Raw genomic sequence first — 17,998 nt, forward strand, 5'->3', positions numbered from 1 at the left:
CATGTTAAGGGCTATGCGCGCCGCTCATGTATCGAATTGTTAAGCCGCGCGGACGCCGTGCGCAACGCCCGCGAGACAGAGCACGCTATTGCGCGACCCGCCGCAGCGCGATACGGTGATCGTCGCCGAACGTGACCGAGGCGCGGTTCGTGTAGCGCGTATCGGCCGTCACCGTGAAGCGCATTTCGACGACCGGATCGAACTGCGTCGACACGGCGATGCGATGCACGCCCGGACTCAGATAGAAGACCACGTGCTCGCCGTTCATCAGGTCGGTGACCTGTTCGCCGTCGATATACACCAAGGCATCGCGAAAGCGGACGATCACGTCGCGCGAACGCTCACGGCGGACATCCACGGCGACGAGCCCCGTCCCCGCCTCTGTGTAGCCTGGCTGGACGATGCGCGCGGCCGGCACCGGCTTGAATGGAACCGGCTCGGCGGGTGTCGAGGCGCAGCCGGCGAGCACGCCGAGGCTCGGCGCGGCAAGCGCGCCCAGCTTCGCCAATACGACCCACGCGGCTTGACGGTGACGGTCCGGACGCGTCGGCATGCTGGGTCTCCCGTGTTGTTGGTTGTGGTCTTGCTCGTGTGCTTCTTCTTGCTGATCGGTATGCGGGACGATGCCTGGCCGTCCTGATCGCTGCCGTTCATTGCACCCGCTCAACCTTTGCCATGCATGATAGCAATGCGCGGTCGTTCTGCCAGCCTGGCCGATCGGACGACCCCGCGGCCTCTTGCATGGCGCCGCGTTCTTCTTCATGATCGCTGCAAAGGGCCGTTCCGTGGGCTGCTGCGCGTTGTGTTCCCGTTGCGGATTTACCCTCGGTTCCAGCGCATGCCACTTTGCCTGCGGACATGCCGGCTTCACTGTACGAGCTATGCGCCACGCTTCGGGGCCGGCCTTGCTGGACATACGACCAAGGAGTCTGCAATGTGGTATTTCACCTGGATTCTCGGCATCGGCGTGGCGTTGGGCTTCGGCATCATCAACGTGATGTGGCTGGAAGCCGGCGGCAAGTTCGCGCGTGACCCGGAGCGCGCCGGCGCGACACCCGCCACGCCCGAGGACACGCCTTCGTGACCCATCTGGTTTTCTTCTGCGGCCACGCGGGCACGGGTAAGACCACGCTCGCGAGAAAGCTGCTCGGCCCGTTGATGAAAGCGAGCGCCACGCCCTTCTGCCTGCTCGATAAAGACACGCTCTACGGCGGCTACAGCGCGGCCGCCATGGCCATGCTGACCGGCGACCCGAACGACCGCGACAGCCCGCTGTTTCTGCAGCATCTGCGCGATCCCGAGTATCGCGGCCTGCTCGATACCGCCCGCGACAATCTCGAACTCGGCGTCAGCGCGATGGTGGTCGGGCCGCTCTCGCGCGAAGTGCGCGAGCGGCGTTTGTTCGATCGCGCGTGGCTGGGGGTCGCTGCGGACGTGGTACTACGGGTCGTGTGGGTCTATACGTCGGAAGAGACGGCGCGGCAGCGGATCCTCGCGCGCGCCAATCCGAACGACGCATACAAACTCGCGCACTGGGACGAGTATCGGCAGCGCCGTTTCGTGCCCAGTGGCGATATCTGCGGCGATCTGCTGATGTTCGACAATACCGCGCCTACTTCGGCGGATCATGAAACCCTGCTCGCGCGCATCGTGGGCGAGCCGCAGGCGGCGACGATCATGCCGCCGGTACCTGTGTAGCAGCGGCGTCAATAAAAAACGCCCCGAATGTCGGGGCGTTTCCTCGGCTCTCTGCGAAGCCGTCTTTGCTGCTCGCGGCAGACGTTTCATGCCTGCTGCCGCCTTGTCGCACGGCCCTCGATGCCGGTCCTTCAGACAGTAGCCATCGTCTCCAGCGACTGTCCTTCGTACAACTGGCCGAAGCGGTTCGCGAGGAAGTCGCGCAGCGACACCTGCTCCTGGCGCACGAAGCCCTTTTGCGGCAGCTTCTGTTCACGGAACAGATCGAGCACCGCGCACATCGCGCCGGCCGTGGTGATCTGGATCGCACTCATCGGCACGCCGCACACCGTCTTCGCGAAGATCTTGCGGGTGAATACTTCCTGCACCAGTTGACCGTCGCGCATGCCGCTCACCGTGATGAACACCAGCACCACGTCTTGCGCGGTGGACGGCACCGAACGGCGCATGATGTTCTTGAGCGTGTCGCGGTCGCTGGCAAGACGCAGGTCTTCGAGCAGGAACTGCATCAGGTTGCGGTGGCCCGGATAGCGCACCGACTTGTAGTCGAGCGACTCGACCCGGCCCGCCAGCGTTTCGCAAAGCGTGCCGAGTCCGCCTGAGGTGTTGAAGGCTTCGTATTCGGTGCCGTCGAGCGAGAAATGTTCGAGGCCTTCGAGCGGCTGCACCCACTGCGTGCGGCTGTCGCGGATCGCTTCGCACGGCTGGCAGTACTCGTTGATCAGACCGTCGACGCTCCACGTCAGGTTGTACTTCAGCGCGTTGGTCGGGAATTCCGGCAGCGCGCCCACGCGCATCTTGACGTCGCGGATTTCCGTGAAGCGGTTCGCCAGTTCATGCGCGGCGATGCCGATGAAGCCCGGCGCAAGACCGCACTGCGGCATGAAGGCGTGATCGGCGTCGTCCGCGATCGCGCGGATCGCATGGGTGGCGCGCACGTCTTCCGTCAAATCGAAGTAATGCACGCCTGCGCCCTTGGCCGCCGACGCCACGTTAACCGCGAGGTAGTACGGCAGCGCGTTGACGAGCGCGTCGAAACCTTGCACGGCGGCGCGCAGCGCGGCGGCATCGGCGGAATCCACACGGCGGGTCGGAATACCCTGGGCGGCAAGTTTGTCGAGCGCGTGCTGGTCGCGGTCGAACGCGACGACGTCGTAGTCGCCGGTTTCGCGCAACATGTGAGCGATGGTGTGACCGATCAAACCTGCACCAACGATGGCTATTTTCATTGCGCTTCTCCTTTATCGACCGATGTCAGCGCTTTAGCGCTTACTCCGGTCCCATTTTGTGTGCTGTCTCCAGCTTGGGAAGTGCGCTGCGCTCGTGGCGCGGCGCCCGGCGGGCTGAACCCTTGAGCAACAGTTTAGGGAGAAGCAAAAACAGTTCATACGCGCAAAATGCTGCGCTATGACCATGAACTTCGACGTTATGACGAACTTTTTAGTCGATATGTCTGAAAGTTGTTAAAACGGCGTAAACGCGGGGTGGCGCTCACACCATGCCGCGATCGATCTTGCGCGCGAGGATGATTGAAGTCGTGGTCCTCTCCACGCCTTCAAGCCCGCCGATCTGATCGAGCAGATCGTTCAGGCGATCGGGCGAATCGGCACGCAGCCACGCGACGTAATCGAACTCGCCGCTCACCGCGCACAGCAACTGCACCTCGGGCATCTTGCCGAGGCGCTTCTGCACAGCCGGCCCATGCTTCGGCGCGATGATGATGCCGACGTAAGCCACGATGCTCGAGTCGAGCACGTCCTGGCCGAGCCGCACGCTGTATCCGGCGATCACATTGCTGCGTTCGAGCCGCGCGATGCGCGCGATCACCGTGGTGCGCGCCACGCCGAGCTGACGAGCGAGATTGGCAACGCTCTCGCGAGCGTTGGTTTGCAGCAGCGCAACGAGGTTGCGGTCGAGGTCGTCGAGTTGGTCGAGGCGCGGAGGTCTCATCGAGAGAAAAGGAAGTGGCTCAGATGAGGCGGATTATCGCGCGTCTTCCGCGGCAAATGGAGAAGTCACCCAACCCAATCGCCTTGAACATCATCATGAGCGAAATGGCGCGCGTTGCGCGAGTCACGGGCGCATCGCGTTAGCCGCCAGGCTCATGCGCCGAACCGCTCAATCACGAAATCGATAAAGCTGGTGAGCTTGGGCGTGGCGCGCCGATCGCGCGGATACAACAGATGGACCGGCGCGCCTTCGGGCAGATAATCTTCCAGTACCGACACCAACTCGCCGCTGGCAATCTCCCTGGCAAGCAGCGCCTCCGGCTGCAACACGAGCCCGAAGCCGTGCAATGCGGCCACCTTGAGTGCCTGGCCGTTGTTCGCGCGAAAGCGGCCGGCGCGCAACTGACACTCGGTCGCGCTCTCGCCGCCGAGGCGCCACAAACCTTCGCGGCCCCAATGCAGAAATCCCAGGCATTCATGCTGCATGAGATCCTCGGGTGTGCGCGGCGTACCGGCGCGCGCCAGATACGCCGGCGACGCACACGCGCGCATCCGGTACGGCTTCAACGGCCGCGCGACGAAACTCGAATCAGGCAACTGGCCGATGCGCACCGACGCGTCGAAGCCCTCTTCTACCAGGTCGATCATACGGTTCGACAGATCGAGTTCGAGCGTGATGTCGGGCCAAGCGGTGAGGAACTCGGTCATCGCCGGGGCGAAGATTTCGACGCCATAGGTGAGCGGCACCGTCACCTTGAGCACGCCGCGCGGCGCGGCGGCCATCGCCTCGGCGAGCGATTCCGCATCCTTGACGTCGGCCAGGATGCGCCGGCATTGCTCGTAATACTGCCGGCCGATCTCCGTCAGACTTTGCCGACGTGTGGTGCGCGTCAACAGCCGCGTGCCGAGCCGCGCTTCGAGCGAACGGATATGCTTGCCTACCATCGCCGACGATATGTCGAAGCGCTCGGCGGCCGCCGTCAGGCTGCCCGCCTCGACCACGGCGACGAAGATCTCCATGCTGACGAATTTATCCACCCGCTATTTCCTGTTCGTTTCGGTTGTAAGCGTTTGTCGCATAAGAGCCGCATTGTAGGGATATCGTGATACTAATAGCGGCGACGGCAAAGTGGGCAGCCGGCCGCCGTGCATAATCATGACCCGCGCATGACCACTGCATGACGGGCCGCTCGCACGCGAGCCTTGTCCCAATTCGAATAGACATCAGGAGTTTCGATGAAAAAAGCACTGGTAATGCTGGCCACCGCAGTCGCCATGAGCGGCGCGTTCGCACAAACACCCGCGTCGGCGTCGGCACCGGTGAGCGCCGCTTCCGCACCCGCCGGCAAGGCCGGCCACGAGCGCAACGTCGAAGACCGCATCGCCTACCTGCATTCGCAACTGAAGATCACCTCGGCGCAGGAATCGCAGTGGAACACCTTCGCCGACGTGATGCGCAGCAACGGTCAAACGATGGGCCAGTTGTTCCAGCAACGCCGGGCCGCCACCAACGTGTCGGCGCTCGACGACATGAAGCAATACGCGACGATCGCGCAAGCGCATGCGGACGGCATGAAGAAGCTCGTCGATGCGTTCGATCCGCTGTACAACAGCTTCTCGCCGGAACAGAAGAAGCTGGCTGACGTGACCTTCCATCAGCCGGGCGGCGTGGAAGGCCACGGTCATCATGGCAAAGGCAAGGGCAAAGGCGGCAAGTCCGCGCCGGCCCCGGCAAGCGACGCCACGGTGAAGCCGTAACTGTAAGAAACCGCCGGCGCGCAGCGCGGATTTGCCGCGCGGCGCGCCGTTTTTTTTGCCATGGGCGGCGGCATATGGCCGCGTTCCCCGAGCGCGTCGATCGTGTCGCCGACAGACGATCCGCGCCGCCGTCCATCGCAAAAGAAACCGGTCGCCAGATGCATCTGGCATGATGCGAGTCGTACGCGGCCCGAACACCTGAAGTCGGGCACCGCCGTAAAACTCTCCACACCTGCTCGCTTCATGACCGAACTGAAAAATCTCGACCTGAGTCAAGACGCCAACGCCCGCCGTGTCGTCAAAGACGAAACGGTCAGCGTCGAATTCGCCGCCGCCGAAGGCGAACTGATGAGCCTCGAAGGCCCGAACCGCTATGTGCGCGGCGACGCGCTGATCACGGGCTCGACGGGCGACCGCTGGGTCGTTTCGCGCGAACGCTTCGACGCCAAATACGTTCCCGCCGATGCCGCCGTCTCGCACGGCGAAGCCGGCGCGTACCGCAACCGCCCCGCCGTCGTGCTGGCCAAACAGATGCATGAAGCGTTCACGCTCGCGCGCTCGGCAAACGGCGGCGACGTGCTGCGCGGCGCCGCCGGCGACTGGGTCATGCAATACGCGCCGGGCGACTACGGCGTGGTGCAAGCCGCCCGCTTCGCGAAGGTCTACCGGCTCGCCGATTGAGCCGTATCCGCCAGTGCATTAAGCGAACTCGTCGCCGAGATCCACGGTGACATCGCGCGGCACCGCTTCGCCGTTCGCATACTGCTCCTCGAGCGAACCGATGCTCGCTTCGACATACGCGCGCAACACCGCGAAACTGCGGCCGCGCAGCCGCGCCGGCAGCGCGCGATAACGCGCCAACGCGGTCGGCGCGATCACCACGGTCATCACGATACGGCGCGCGGTCGCGCCGAAACGCATCGCCACCCAGTGAATCGCCAGCGTTGGCGTGCCGTCTTCCGCGGCGCGCTGGATGAACTGCGTCTGCTCGGGAAACAGATCGCTGATGACGCGCGCCAGCTCCTCGAACTCGGGGTTGGCGCAGTCGTATTGGTAAGCTTCTTCCATTGAAGTGTGCCGAAAGGGTGGCCTCGAAAAGAGGCCGATTGTAGAGAACGGTCGACAGTTCAAAGTGACGCGCGCATCATGCGGCGCCGTCAAGTGCGGCCGTCATGCGGGCACCGCGGGACGCCTGAACGCCCGGAACAGCAACCCCGTCACGATCACCGCTCCCACGGCATACACGGCGTCCACCGCGGCGAGCGGCACGAGTTGCGCCTGGAACAACGCGGCGGGCACATCCACCAGCGCATGCAGCGCAATCGCGAGCGGCAGGATGCCGCGCCAGCCGGCTCGCAAGCCACGCCACATCAACACCGACAAGCCGATCTGGAACACCAGCGCGGCCACGCGTTCGAGCGCGAAAATGCCGGCGGTCTGCGGCGTCAGGCTGGCGAGAATCAGGTGGATGCGCATCACCGCATCGGTCGGCAAATTGCTCAGATAGCCGTCCAGTTCGCCGCGGTTTTCGAAGACCGCGAACAGGATCCATTGAATTTGCACCAGCACGCCGACGAGCCACGCTTCGGCGCCACCGTGGCCGAGGCCGTAGGTCAGCGCGGTGCCGTCGTTCGTTCCCGCCGCGAGCGATGTCGAGCCCGACTTCGCCGCCGCGCGCTTGAGCAACAGCCGCATGCCGATGAACCGCCCCACTTCCTCGCAAATACCCGCGGCCAGCGCGCCGTACACCACGAAGGCGAGCGGATTCGACAGGAAGCTCGCGGTCGCTTCGTTCCGATGCAGCACGTAGTCGTTCAGCGCGCGCTCGATCACCATGGCGAACAGCGCGAATACGGCGATGCCGGTTATGGCGTCACGCGGCTTGAGCGCGAGCGGACGGCGCAGACGGCGGTAGATCAGAAAGGGTAATGCGGCGACGAGCAGCGTCGCGACGGCGAGGCTCGAGAGGGTAAGTGGTGCAACAACCATGAGTTTCCTTGCGATGTCCGGCGCGCACCCGCTGCGCGCCGCAGCCCGAATGATCGCAGATCGGCGAGAATTCAGCGCAAAGTGGAGGCGCGGACGATCAATTCGCCCGGCAAAAGGCAGTCGCGCGCGGTGGTCTGAACGCCTTCGATGCGTTCGTGCAGGAACTCGACCGCGCGGTAGCCGATCTCGTAGGTCGGCTGACGGATCGTGGTGACGCCGGTCAATTCGGCCCATTCGGGGTCGTCGATGGAAAGCAGCGCGACGCGGGCTTGCCAGTCGGCGCCGTAGCGCGCTTTCAGATGCAAGGCGAGACACAGCGCGACAGGCGCGTTGGCCGCGAACAAGGCGACGCGCGCGGCGTTGCCCGTGGCGGCGGCGTCGCGCGTGTGGGCGGCCGCGTCGATCGCGCGGTCCAGTTCGGCGAGGCTGCGCTCGACGTCGACGGCATCCGCGAGATTCAGCACCAACGTGTGACCACGCGCGGCGTTCTTGCCACCTGGATCGCTCTGAGCGCTCATCGCCTCACGAAAAGCCGCTTCGCGCAATTGCCGCGAGCTGACCTGCTCGAAAGGCTGAACGACGAACCAGATATCGTCGAACCCATTGTCCAGCAGATGCCGCGTGCCGAGTTCAGCCGCCGCCCGGTTGTCGAGACCGACCATATCCGCGACGAGTCCATCCACCGAACGGTCCACCAGCACCGCCGGAATCCCGCCGCCTCCCACCGGGCGCAGCGTTTCCTCGCGCACGCCGAGCGCGTTGACGATCACGCCTTCCACGCGGTACGTGGTGAGCAGTTGCAGGTAGCGCCGCTCCATCTCGACTTCGTTCGCCGCATGGCAGATCAGCGGCATCAGGCCGAGCGCGTGGCATGCCGCTTCCACGCCTTGCAGCACTTCGACCGTGTAGGGATTCGTCAGGTCGGCGAGCAGCATGCCGATCAGGCGGTTGCGGCCACGCTTGAGGCCGCGCGCCATCTGGTTGGGCTGATAGTCGAGGCGCGCAATCGCGGCCTCGATACGCGCGCGCAGTTCAGGCGACAGCACGCTCATCTCGCCGTTCAGATAGCGCGAGATGCTGGTCTTGCCCGTGCCGGCTTCGCGCGCGACATCGGTGATGGTCGCGCGGCGCGGCGTGGCCTGCGGCGTCGTGCTCATCGGCTGCTCGTGGATTGGCTCATCAATCGGCTCATCAATCGGCTCACTGAGCGCCTCACTTGGCGAGAACGTCGCGGTTGACGATATTGCTGGTCAGCGTGCCGTCGAGCGCGGCGACCAGGTTCTCCGCCGCATTGCGCGCCATCGCGTGACGGGTTTCAAGCGTCGCCGAACCGATATGCGGCAACGCGACCACATTCGCGAGTTTCAGCAGCGGCGAGTCGGCCGGCAGCGGTTCGGTCTCGAACACGTCGAGACCGGCGCCGTGGATCGTGCCGTTCCGCAGCGCTTCAATCAGCGCCTTTTCGTCGACGGTCGCGCCGCGCGAGGCGTTGATCAGGATCGCGCTCTTCTTCATCGACTTCAACTCAGCCGCGCCGATCATGTGCTTTGTCTCCGGCGTCAAAGGCACTTGCAGGCAAACGAAGTCAGACACGGCGAGCAGTTCCGCCAACTCGACGCGCCGCGCGCCGTACATCTCTTCGGCCTGCGGGTTCGCACTGCGATTGGTGTACAGCACCTTCATGTTGAAGCCGAGCGCCGCGCGCCGCGCCACCGCGCCGCCGATCCGCCCGAGCCCGACGATACCGAGCGTCTTGCCCTGCACGTCGACGCCGAACTGAGCCGGGCCGATGCTGTGCTGCCAATGCCCCGCCTTCACCCACTCGGCGAGTTCGACCACGCGCCGTGCCGACGCGAGGATCAGCGAGAACACCGTGTCCGCGGTGGACTCGGTCAACACGTCCGGCGTGTGCGCGAGCACGATGCCGCGGCGCGTGAGGTCGGCCACGTCGAACTGGTCGAAGCCCACGGAGATAGTCGAGAGCGCCTTGAGCCGGGTCGCGCCTTCGAGCATCGCCGGCGTGATTTTCGCGCTCGAACCGATGCCGCCGTCCGCATCTTTCAACGCGGCCACGAACGTGTCGTGCTGCGTGGCATCGACCTGCACGACTTGCGCATGCTGTTGCAGATACGCGAGCACATCTTCGGGCAGCGACTTCCAGGCGACGATCTTCTTCATCAGCTTATTTTCCTAGCAACGGGGTGACGAGCGGCGGGCGCATTGTTCTGCGCTTGCGGCTGCGGTTTGACGATCAGCGTCAGAATTACGGCGGCGATCAGCGCCACGCTCATGAAAGCATACGACGCCGCGGGCGAACCGGTCGCACCGTTCAGATAGCCGACCACATACGAGCCGACGAACGAACCGAGCGCGCCCATGCTGTTGATCAGCGCCATCGCGCCGCCCGCGACGTTCTTGGGCAGCAGTTCCGGCACGATCGCGAAGAACGGGCCATACGGCGCGTACATCGCGGCGCCGGCGATCACCAGCAATGCGTACGAGAGCCAGAAATGCGTGGAGCCTAGCGCGTACGAAGCCGCGAACGCCACCGCGCCGACCAGCAGGAACGGCCACACGAATACTTTGCGGCGATTGAGTTTATCCGATGCCCACGAAGCTGCAAGCATCGCGATAGTCGCGGCGAGGTAAGGCAGCGCCGAGAGCCAGCCGGTTTCGACCATGCCGAGCGTCGAACCGTTCTTCAGGATCGACGGCAGCCACAGCACGAAACCATACACGCCGATGCTCCAGCAGAAATACTGCGCGCACAGCTTGATCACCGCGGGCGTTTTGAACGCGTCGCTATAGTTGCGCACCGGTTTGATCGCGGCCTGCTCGGCGCGCAGCGTTTCGGCGAGGTCGTCCTTCTGCTGCTGCGTGAGCCACGACACCTGTTGCGGCTTGTCCTGCACGATGAACCACCAGCACACGGCCCAGAGAATCGCGGGCGCGCCTTCGGCGATGAACATGTGACGCCAGCCGAACGAGTGCACCAGATAGCCCGACACCACCGACATCCACAGCACCGTCACCGGATTGCCGAGAATCAGGAAGGTGTTGGCGCGCGAACGCTCGCTCTTGGTGAACCAGTTGCTGATGAAAATCAGCATGGCGGGCATCACTGCGGCTTCAACCACGCCGAGCACGAAGCGGATCACCATCAGCGACGGGATATTGCTGACCATGCCGGTGAGCGACGCGCAACCGCCCCACAGAATCAGACTCCAGAACACGAGCTTCTTGACGCTGCGACGTTCCGCGTAGATCGCACCGGGAATCTGGAAGAAGAAGTATCCGAGGAAGAACAGCGCGCCGATCAGCGACGACAGTCCCTTGCTGATGCCGAGGTCCTGGTTGATGCCGGCGGCCGACGCGAAACCGAAGTTCGCGCGGTCCAGATAAGCGAGGCTGTAGGTGATGAATACGATCGGCATGATCGTCCACCAACGGCGAATCGCAAGCGATGAGGTCATGGGGTGTCTCCTTGGACGGCTTCCCGAAACAATGATGAACGGTCATGGGGCGCTCTGTTCGAGCGCTCTTGCTGTTATCGAGGCAGCTTGACGGAACGCGGCCGGTTGCGGACCTCGCTCGCGGATCTTCAGGCCGCGGCCGCGATGGACGGCGCACCGGCCGCTTCCAGCGCGTCGAGTTCGGCACGGCTCGGCAGCCCTTCCGAATCGCCGATCACCTGAATCGCCAGCGCGCCGATGCGGTTGCCGCGCGCCACGGCTTGCGGCAGCGATTTGCCTTCGAGCAGCGCGCTCACCACGCCGACCGCGAAACCATCGCCCGCGCCGACCGTGTCCACGACTTTCGCAACCGGCTGGCCGGCGATCACGGCGGCATCGTCAGCGGTGCGGAAGTACGCGCCCTGCGCGCCGAGCTTGATGATCACGCCGCGCGCGCCGTGATCCAGATAGAACTTCGCGATGTCCTCCGGCTGCGTGTAGCCGGTCAGAATCTCGCCTTCGCCGATGCCGGGCAGCACCCAGTCGGCCTGCGCGGCGAGCGCGTTCAGGCCTTCGACCATCGAGGCGCGCGACGGCCACAGCGTCGGACGCAGGTTCGGGTCGAAGGAAATCGTCTTACCGGCGGCACGCATTTCGCGCGCCAGATGGAACGCGAGTTCGCGCGAGGTCGCCGAAATCGCGGGCGCCACGCCGGTCAGATGCAGATGACGCGCCGGCAGCACATAGTCCGCCGCATAGTCGGCCAGCGACAGATGGCTCGCCGCCGAACCCTTGCGGAAATACTCGATCGCCGGGTCGCTGCCGTCGTCGTTCTTCGACTTGAGCTGGAAGCCGGTCGGATAGCGCTCGTCGGTCGTCACGCAGCCCTGGTCGATGCCCTCTTTCGTCAACGTGTCGCGTACGTACTGGCCGAACGAATCGTTGCCGACGCGGCTCATCCAGCCCACTTTGAAGCCGAGGCGCGACAGACCGATCGCCACGTTCAGATCGGCGCCGGCGACGCGCTTCGTGAACTGCCCGACACCCGCGAGCGGGCCGGTTTCGGCGGCCACGAACATGGCCATCGCTTCGCCGTAGGTGATGACATCGAGTGCTGCGCTTGTCTTGCTCATGCTTCGCTCCTGCGTGATCTCTCTTGCTGCGTGTTTTGCGAGTTTTGCGTGGATGCTTGCCGCTTACCGTTCGCCGCGTGCTGCTTGCCGCGTGCTGTCTCCGACGTCGCTGCCTTCTCTCAGGTCCTGCTGCCGCTCACGCGGCGGCCAGCCATGCGACGTAATGCGCCGCGTCCGTGTCGACACGGCTCGTATCGAACGGAAACTCGATGCCGCGCGGCACATGACGCGGCAGCTTGTCGAGCACCGCGGCGAACTGCGTGTCGTCGGCGGCCGGGGCGGCGGGAAAGCGTCGTGCGCCCTCGCCCACCGTCGTCTTGCAATGGATGTATTCCACATGCGCCGCCAGCGGCGCGGCGGCCTCGAGCGGCTCGACCTCGCGCCAGGCCCAGTTGCCGATGTCGAAGGTCATGCCGAGCACGTCGGCGTGACCTTCGCGCGTCAACGCGTCGAACAGGCCGGTGAACTGCGCGAGTGAACCGCCCTCGGCCAATTGCCCGTTTTCGACGACGAGCCGCAATTGCGCGCAGCGCATGTGATCGGCGATCACAGTGGCATTGGCGTCGGCGGCGAAACCGCCGAGCTGCAACTTGACGAAGCGCGCGCCGAGCGCAAGCGCCTCTTCGATCGAGAGGCGCAACGCGTCCGCATCGAGCTTGCCCTGCGCCGTGTACAGCGCAGCCGGCGTGGAGTACACGGACCACAAGCCCAGTTCCGCGATCTGCTTGCCGAGCGCGTGCAGGTTGTGCGGAGCGGCGTCGGTTTCGTCGGCGAACAGTTCGCGGCGCACTTCGAACCCCGCCGCGCCGGCCTGCTTGCTCGCTCGCGCCCACTTCAGATGACCGTCCGTGCGGACCGCTTCCATCCCGAATGCGCTTGCGACGATCACCACGTCCACTGCGTCAGCCATGTCGAATTTACTCAAATCTGTCTCTTGATCAGCATTTGGAACCGGTTCCAAAGACACTTCGAAAAAAAGCGCCGAGGCGCTTGCGATGCCCGAATAGTCGCCGAGGCCGCCGACATGCACCATAGTGGAAATCCCCAGGCGCGGGTGGCACGGCGCTCGGACCTCGCGCCTCAAGGTCCCTCGGCTAGACACAGCGCGAGAAACTGCTCCACGACCCGCGATGGCGCGCTCGCATGCGGCACCAGGATCGACAGCCGCCGCGTGAGCGGCTCCGGGCTGAGCGACAGCAGGCACAGCGCGCGGTCCTCGTGCCGCATCGACATCGCCGAGACGAAGCCGATGCCCATACCCGCCCGCACCGCTTCCTTCACGCCTTCGACGCCGGCAATCTCCAGCGCCACGCGCATCGGCACACCCGCCCGCGCAAACGCCCGCTCGACGATCTGCCGCACGCCCGAGCCCGCCTCGCGCAACACCAGTGGATGCTCGCCGAAGGCCGCCAGGTCTGCGGGGCCACCGTCGCCCAATTGCGCCAACGGATGCGAGCGCGGCATGATCGCGACGATCTCGTCTTCGCGCCACGCATGCACCGCCGTGTCTGGCGGCAGATCCACGCCGACCGGCCCCTCGATCATCGCGATGTCCACCGAATCCAGCGCACCGACGATCTCCGTGGTGTTGCCGTCAGCGGTATGCAGCGTCACGTCCGGATAGCGGCGATGGAAGTCGGCGATCAGATACGGCAGCAAATAGCTTGCGGGCGTGGTGCTCGCGCCGATCCGCAAGGTGCCCTGCTCCAGGCCGCGCAAGGCGTCGCGGTACGCATGCGCCTGCCGCCAGGTGTCGCGCAGCCGCGTGGCGTAGCTGGCGAGTTGCTCGCCGGCAGGCGTGAGGCGCACGCCACGGCCGTCGCGCTGATACAGCGGCTCGCCGAATTCGTCCTGCAACTGCCGCAACTGGCCGGACACGGCGGGCTGCGACAAATGCAGCGCCACAGCCGCCCGGCTGATATTGCGATGCTCGGCGACTGCAGCGAACGTTATAAGTTGGTCTGGGGTCATGACGGTCAAAGTATCAGCTCAGGCGATACCTTACATTCTAAATCATGATTTTTCATATCGATATATCTAATTTAGGATTAGCCCATCGAATCTTAGTCAGTCACAGAAAAGGGCTGTTCCATGTCCACCGCTCATCTCACCGCCGCCAGTACGACGCCCGCCGGGTTTTCCACCCGCGGGCAGCTCAACGGCATTCTGTTCGTCGCGCTGTTTGCCGCTGCCGTCACGCGCATCGCCGCGATTCCCGCCATTGCCGGATTGGGCTTGAGCCCGCTGATCGTCGGCATCGTGGCCGGCGCCATTTACGGCAACGCGCTGCGCGACGGCATGCCCGCCAGTTGGGCTGCCGGCGTCAATTTTTCGGCGCGCAAGCTGTTGCGCGTCGCCGTGGCCTTTTTCGGGCTGCGCGTGAGCCTGCAGGAAATCGCTCAGGTCGGCGTGCCCGGCCTCGCGGAATCCGTCCTGATCGTGGTCAGCACGCTCGTGATCGGTACGTGGGCCGGCATGAAAATCATGAAGCTCGACCGCGACACCGCCTTGCTGACCGCAGCGGGCAGCGCGATCTGCGGCGCCGCCGCCGTGCTCGCCTTCGAGTCGACGCTGCAATCGAAGCCGCACAAAAGCGCGATGGCCGTGGGCAGCGTGGTGCTGTTCGGCACGCTCTCGATGTTCCTTTACCCGGTTCTGTTCAAGGCAGGCTGGCTGCATCTGGACACGGTCGGCGCGGGCCTCTTTTTCGGCGGCACGATCCATGAAGTGGCACAGGTGGTCGGTGCGGCCAGCAACGTGAGCCCGGAAGCGACGCATATCGCCACCATCGTCAAGATGACCCGCGTGATGTTGCTGGTGCCGGTGCTGCTGGTGGTCGGCATGTGGGTGAACCGCTCGGCGCGCCGCGATTCGGCTGCGGGCGGCATGGACGGCGCCCACGGCAACGCGCCGCGCAAGCTGGCGATTCCCTGGTTCGCGCTCGGCTTCCTCGCCTTCGTCGGGATCAACTCGCTGCATGTGCTGCCGGAAAGCGCGACGAGCACGCTCAACATGCTGGACACCTTCGCGCTGACCATGGCCATGACCGCACTCGGCATCGAAACACGCATTTCGCAAATCCGTCAGGCCGGCCCTCGTGCACTGACCACGGGCTTCATCCTGTATGTGTGGCTGATTGCCGGCGGACTGGGTATTACATGGACTGTCCAGCACCTGTTCGGCTAAGCCGCCCTCGCCTTCACACCCACCCCGCCGCGTGCGGGGTTTTGCGCATTCTGGAGACCCATCCGGCGCGCTCGCGCGGCATACTGGTTGCTGGCGTCGTCAGCTCATGCAGCATGCTTACGCGGCCCGCTTCTGCGCGCCGTCTTTGCGTCTGTGTCAATGCAACCGGAATGAGGATCGATCGATGAGCCTGGAACTTTACTATTGGGATGGCCTGCAAGGCCGCGGCGAATTCGTGCGGCTCGCCCTGGAGGAAGCCGGCGCCGACTACGTGGAAGTGGCGCGCGGCGAACGGTCGGAGGGTCTCAGCACGAACGCGATGATGTCGGTAATGAAGAGCAAGGACGAGCCGTATCCGCCGTTCGCGCCGCCGTTTCTGAAAGACGGCGACCTGGTGATCGCGCAGACCGCCAACATCCTGTTCTACCTCGGTCCGCGGCTGAACCTTGCGCCCACGGTGGAGAGCCTGCGCTACGTAGCCAACGGCCTGCAACTGACCATCGCCGACATGGTCACCGAAGCGCACGACACGCACCATCCGCTCGCGAGCGCGCTTTACTACGAAGACCAGAAAGACGCCGCCAAAGTGCGCGCGCACGACTTCATCGACAACCGCATTCCGAAATTCATGTCGTACTTCGAGCGCGTGCTCAGACAGAATCCGGCCGGCGATCAGTTCATGGTGGGCGACGCGCTCACTTACGTCGACCTGTCGATGTTCCAACTGATCGACGGCTTGCTGTACGCGTTTCCGCGCGCGCTCAAGCGTTTCGGCGAACACTACCCGCGGCTCGCCGCCTTGCACGACGCGGTGATCGAGCGGCCGAACATCGCCGCGTATCTGCAGTCCGAGCGGCGTATCGAACACAACGAGGCCTGCATCTTCCGGCACTACCCTGAACTCGACAAGGCGGCGACTTGAGCCACGCCTTCTTCCCTCGCTCACTCACCGTCTCGCGCCCGCCGTCCAAAGCGGGCGCGATGCTGTTGCCGTGCGCGCTTATCCACCCGCTTTCACGCCCCGTACCGACGACGTGCTTTCATTCCTGCTGAAGCTGCGCACCCGCGCCCAAGATCTGTTCCGTCTGTCCGAAGCCCACACGATGCTGATCTGGTCGGTCGTGGTCGGCGTCGCGGGCGCCTTCGCGACGATCGCCTTTCGCGAGGGCATTGCGCTCCTGCAATTCGCGGTGGTCGGCAAGTCCGGCAGCTTCGTCGAAATGGCGCGCGGTTTGCCGTGGACCGTGCGGATCTGGCTGCCCGCGGCGGGCGGCCTGATCGCCGGCTTCTTTCTGCTGATCGCGCAGCGTCACGCGGACAAATGCAATCACGTCGACTACATGGAAGCGGTCGCGATCGGCGACGGCGTGGTGCCGGTGAAGCTGAGCTTGTGGCGCAGCGTGTCGTCGCTGTTCACCATCTCGAGCGGCGGGTCGATCGGCCGTGAAGGTCCGATGGTGCAACTGGCGGCGCTCGCCGCGTCGCTGATCGGACGCTGGGTGCATTTCGATCCGTCGCGGCTGCGTTTGCTGGTGGCGTGCGGCGCGGCGGCCGGGATCACTTCCGCGTACAGCGCGCCGATCGCGGGCGCGTTTTTCGTCACCGAGATCGTGCTCGGCTCGATCGCAATGGAAAGCTTCGGGCCCGTGGTGGTCTCGGCGGTGGTGGCCAACATCACGATGCGTGAATTCGCCGGCTACAAACCGCCGTACGAAATGCCGGTGTTTCCGCCGGTGGCCGGCGTCGAAGTGCTGCTGTTCGTCGCGCTCGGCGTGCTGTGCGGCGCGGCGGCTCCGCAGTTTCTGCGGCTGCTCGACGTGTCGAAGAAAAGCTTTCGCAAGCTGCCGGTGCCGCTGCCCGTGAGGCTCGCGCTCGGCGGTCTCGTGGTCGGCATTCTGTCGGTCTGGACACCCGAGGTGTGGGGCAACGGCTACAGCGTCGTCAACTCGGTTCTGCATTCGCCGTGGACGTGGACCGCGCTCGTCCTCGTGCTGGTGTTCAAGCTCGTCGCCACGGCGGCTACGGCGGGCTCCGGCGCGGTCGGCGGGGTGTTCACGCCGACGCTGTTCGTCGGCGCGGTGGTCGGCTCGCTGTTCGGCCAGGGCATGCACGCGCTGTGGCCGCACGGCACGTCGGCGCCGTTCGCCTATGCGATGGTCGGCATGGGCGCGTTTCTGGCAGGCGCCACCCAGGCGCCGCTGATGGCGATCCTGATGATCTTCGAGATGACGCTCAGCTATCAGGTCGTACTGCCGCTGATGCTCTCCTGCGTGGTCGCCTATTTCGTCTCGCGCGCGATCGGCAAGACCTCCATGTATGAAATCACCTTGCGCCGCAATCACGAGGAACAGGAGCGCTCGCGCCTGCGCGCCACGCAGATGCGCGAGCTGATCCGTCCCGCCGAAACCGTCGTGCCGCCCAACGCGAGCGTGCAGGACATGACGCGCGTGTTCCTCGAATATCCGGTGAAGTATCTCTATGTGGCCAATGAGTCCGGCGCGTTTCTCGGCGTGGTCGCGCTCAAGGACATCACCTCCGATCTGCTCGACGGCAGCGACACGTCGGCGAAGACCGCGGCCGATTATCTGCAGCCGCATTTCGACGTGCTCACGCCGGACATGCCGCTGGGCGTGGCGTTGCAGCACTTCCTCGCGTTTCAGGGCGAACGGCTGCCGGTGATCGAAAGCGCCGCGCATCCGACGCTCGCCGGCGTGGTCTATAAAACCTCGCTGCTCGACGCGTATTTCCGCATGAATCCGACGCGTTAGTCGCCACGCACAACTCGCCTTCGCGCCGCGCCCGCGCTGCCTTTGGCGCGCGTGCAAAGCGCGCC

Annotated in this window: 19 protein-coding genes; 7 read left to right on the forward strand and 12 right to left on the reverse strand. The window is 64.8% G+C overall.

From position 1 onward, the window contains the following. Positions 1-85: 85 nt before the first annotated feature. On the reverse strand, positions 86-553 hold the full coding sequence (locus P0D73_RS07260; RefSeq protein WP_408430582.1) for a hypothetical protein: 468 nt from the start codon (positions 551-553) through the stop codon (positions 86-88). Positions 554-934: 381 nt separating this feature from the next. On the opposite strand from P0D73_RS07260, the gene cydX reads away from it, so the two are divergent. Both cydX and P0D73_RS07270 read left to right on the forward strand, forming a co-directional pair. Beyond that, a complete protein-coding gene (cydX, locus tag P0D73_RS07265) occupies positions 935-1,084 on the forward strand; it encodes a cytochrome bd-I oxidase subunit CydX (protein WP_408430585.1) in 150 nt (49 codons plus the stop codon). Beyond that, positions 1,081-1,698 (forward strand): P-loop nucleotide/nucleoside kinase family protein, encoded by a 618-nt coding sequence (locus tag P0D73_RS07270; protein ID WP_408290029.1) that lies wholly within the window; start codon positions 1,081-1,083, stop codon positions 1,696-1,698. Before cydX ends, P0D73_RS07270 begins: the two co-directional genes overlap by 4 nt. Before the next feature lie 131 nt (positions 1,699-1,829). Here P0D73_RS07270 and P0D73_RS07275 read toward each other — a convergent pair whose 3' ends face one another. From P0D73_RS07275 to P0D73_RS07285, 3 genes are all read right to left on the reverse strand, one after another. Beyond that, positions 1,830-2,927 (reverse strand): saccharopine dehydrogenase family protein, encoded by a 1,098-nt coding sequence (locus P0D73_RS07275; protein ID WP_408430587.1) that lies wholly within the window; start codon positions 2,925-2,927, stop codon positions 1,830-1,832. Between the two features lie 262 nt (positions 2,928-3,189). Further along, positions 3,190-3,648, reverse strand: a complete 459-nt coding sequence (locus P0D73_RS07280) for an Lrp/AsnC family transcriptional regulator (RefSeq protein ID WP_132374229.1) — start codon at positions 3,646-3,648, stop codon at positions 3,190-3,192. 152 nt (positions 3,649-3,800) lie between these two features. Next, entirely contained in the window at positions 3,801-4,685 is an 885-nt protein-coding gene (locus P0D73_RS07285) for a LysR family transcriptional regulator (protein WP_408430589.1), read from the reverse strand. Positions 4,686-4,883: 198 nt separating this feature from the next. Here P0D73_RS07285 and P0D73_RS07290 point away from each other — a divergent pair, with 198 nt between their 5' ends. Both P0D73_RS07290 and P0D73_RS07295 read left to right on the forward strand, forming a co-directional pair. Beyond that, entirely contained in the window at positions 4,884-5,405 is a 522-nt protein-coding gene (locus P0D73_RS07290; protein ID WP_408180761.1) for a Spy/CpxP family protein refolding chaperone, read from the forward strand. A gap of 243 nt (positions 5,406-5,648) precedes the next feature. After that, positions 5,649-6,086, forward strand: coding sequence for a PGDYG domain-containing protein (locus tag P0D73_RS07295; RefSeq protein ID WP_408180762.1), 438 nt, complete (start codon positions 5,649-5,651; stop codon positions 6,084-6,086). An 18-nt stretch (positions 6,087-6,104) separates the two neighbouring features. Here the strand turns inward: P0D73_RS07295 and P0D73_RS07300 are convergent, their stop codons facing one another. The 8 genes from P0D73_RS07300 to P0D73_RS07335 form a co-directional block, all read right to left on the reverse strand. Beyond that, entirely contained in the window at positions 6,105-6,473 is a 369-nt protein-coding gene (locus P0D73_RS07300; RefSeq protein WP_408180763.1) for a DUF3022 domain-containing protein, read from the reverse strand. 102 nt (positions 6,474-6,575) lie between these two features. Beyond that, positions 6,576-7,394, reverse strand: coding sequence for a YhfC family intramembrane metalloprotease (locus tag P0D73_RS07305; protein ID WP_132374224.1), 819 nt, complete (start codon positions 7,392-7,394; stop codon positions 6,576-6,578). Between the two features lie 71 nt (positions 7,395-7,465). Beyond that, positions 7,466-8,551, reverse strand: a complete 1,086-nt coding sequence (locus P0D73_RS07310; protein WP_408180765.1) for a LacI family DNA-binding transcriptional regulator — start codon at positions 8,549-8,551, stop codon at positions 7,466-7,468. A 55-nt stretch (positions 8,552-8,606) separates the two neighbouring features. Beyond that, positions 8,607-9,572 carry a 2-hydroxyacid dehydrogenase gene (locus P0D73_RS07315; RefSeq protein ID WP_408430594.1) on the reverse strand — a complete coding sequence of 322 codons (966 nt, stop codon included), beginning with the start codon at positions 9,570-9,572 and terminating at the stop codon, positions 8,607-8,609. After that, on the reverse strand, positions 9,572-10,867 hold the full coding sequence (locus P0D73_RS07320; protein WP_408180767.1) for an MFS transporter: 1,296 nt from the start codon (positions 10,865-10,867) through the stop codon (positions 9,572-9,574). The genes P0D73_RS07315 and P0D73_RS07320 overlap by 1 nt, the downstream gene beginning before the upstream one ends. Positions 10,868-10,995: 128 nt before the next feature. Then, positions 10,996-11,979: a sugar kinase gene (locus P0D73_RS07325; protein WP_408430597.1), complete on the reverse strand. Its 984-nt coding sequence runs from the start codon at positions 11,977-11,979 to the stop codon at positions 10,996-10,998. A gap of 136 nt (positions 11,980-12,115) precedes the next feature. After that, positions 12,116-12,889 carry an IolE/MocC family protein gene (locus tag P0D73_RS07330; protein ID WP_408430835.1) on the reverse strand — a complete coding sequence of 258 codons (774 nt, stop codon included), beginning with the start codon at positions 12,887-12,889 and terminating at the stop codon, positions 12,116-12,118. Positions 12,890-13,059: 170 nt separating this feature from the next. Beyond that, entirely contained in the window at positions 13,060-13,950 is an 891-nt protein-coding gene (locus P0D73_RS07335; protein ID WP_408180770.1) for a LysR family transcriptional regulator, read from the reverse strand. 120 nt (positions 13,951-14,070) lie between these two features. Between P0D73_RS07335 and P0D73_RS07340 the strand changes: the two genes are divergently transcribed. From P0D73_RS07340 to P0D73_RS07350, 3 genes are all read left to right on the forward strand, one after another. Further along, positions 14,071-15,165: a YeiH family protein gene (locus P0D73_RS07340; protein ID WP_408430599.1), complete on the forward strand. Its 1,095-nt coding sequence runs from the start codon at positions 14,071-14,073 to the stop codon at positions 15,163-15,165. Between the two features lie 184 nt (positions 15,166-15,349). Further along, complete coding sequence (locus P0D73_RS07345) at positions 15,350-16,087, forward strand: glutathione S-transferase (protein WP_408180772.1); 738 nt, start codon at positions 15,350-15,352, stop codon at positions 16,085-16,087. 112 nt (positions 16,088-16,199) lie between these two features. Continuing rightward, the gene (locus P0D73_RS07350; protein ID WP_132376878.1) at positions 16,200-17,933 is read left to right on the forward strand and encodes a ClcB-like voltage-gated chloride channel protein; all 1,734 of its coding nucleotides are present in this window, start codon (positions 16,200-16,202) and stop codon (positions 17,931-17,933) included. Positions 17,934-17,998 lie beyond the last annotated feature (65 nt).

This window comes from Paraburkholderia sp. RL18-101-BIB-B, assembly GCF_046026985.1.
Classification (GTDB): Bacteria; Pseudomonadota; Gammaproteobacteria; order Burkholderiales; family Burkholderiaceae; genus Paraburkholderia.

Bases quoted from the DNA above. Each gene is read 5' to 3' on its own strand.
- P0D73_RS07260 (WP_408430582.1), bottom strand. From the start codon at position 553: ATGCCGACGCGTCCGGACCGTCACCGTCAAGCCGCGTGGGTCGTATTG.
- cydX (WP_408430585.1), top strand. From the start codon at position 935: ATGTGGTATTTCACCTGGATTCTCGGCATCGGCGTGGCGTTGGGCTTC.
- P0D73_RS07275 (WP_408430587.1), bottom strand. From the start codon at position 2,927: ATGAAAATAGCCATCGTTGGTGCAGGTTTGATCGGTCACACCATCGCT.
- P0D73_RS07280 (WP_132374229.1), bottom strand. From the start codon at position 3,648: ATGAGACCTCCGCGCCTCGACCAACTCGACGACCTCGACCGCAACCTC.
- P0D73_RS07290 (WP_408180761.1), top strand. From the start codon at position 4,884: ATGAAAAAAGCACTGGTAATGCTGGCCACCGCAGTCGCCATGAGCGGC.
- P0D73_RS07295 (WP_408180762.1), top strand. From the start codon at position 5,649: ATGACCGAACTGAAAAATCTCGACCTGAGTCAAGACGCCAACGCCCGC.
- P0D73_RS07300 (WP_408180763.1), bottom strand. From the start codon at position 6,473: ATGGAAGAAGCTTACCAATACGACTGCGCCAACCCCGAGTTCGAGGAG.
- P0D73_RS07305 (WP_132374224.1), bottom strand. From the start codon at position 7,394: ATGGTTGTTGCACCACTTACCCTCTCGAGCCTCGCCGTCGCGACGCTG.
- P0D73_RS07310 (WP_408180765.1), bottom strand. From the start codon at position 8,551: ATGAGCACGACGCCGCAGGCCACGCCGCGCCGCGCGACCATCACCGAT.
- P0D73_RS07315 (WP_408430594.1), bottom strand. From the start codon at position 9,572: ATGAAGAAGATCGTCGCCTGGAAGTCGCTGCCCGAAGATGTGCTCGCG.
- P0D73_RS07320 (WP_408180767.1), bottom strand. From the start codon at position 10,867: ATGACCTCATCGCTTGCGATTCGCCGTTGGTGGACGATCATGCCGATC.
- P0D73_RS07325 (WP_408430597.1), bottom strand. From the start codon at position 11,979: ATGAGCAAGACAAGCGCAGCACTCGATGTCATCACCTACGGCGAAGCG.
- P0D73_RS07330 (WP_408430835.1), bottom strand. From the start codon at position 12,889: ATGGCTGACGCAGTGGACGTGGTGATCGTCGCAAGCGCATTCGGGATG.
- P0D73_RS07335 (WP_408180770.1), bottom strand. From the start codon at position 13,950: ATGACCCCAGACCAACTTATAACGTTCGCTGCAGTCGCCGAGCATCGC.
- P0D73_RS07340 (WP_408430599.1), top strand. From the start codon at position 14,071: ATGTCCACCGCTCATCTCACCGCCGCCAGTACGACGCCCGCCGGGTTT.
- P0D73_RS07345 (WP_408180772.1), top strand. From the start codon at position 15,350: ATGAGCCTGGAACTTTACTATTGGGATGGCCTGCAAGGCCGCGGCGAA.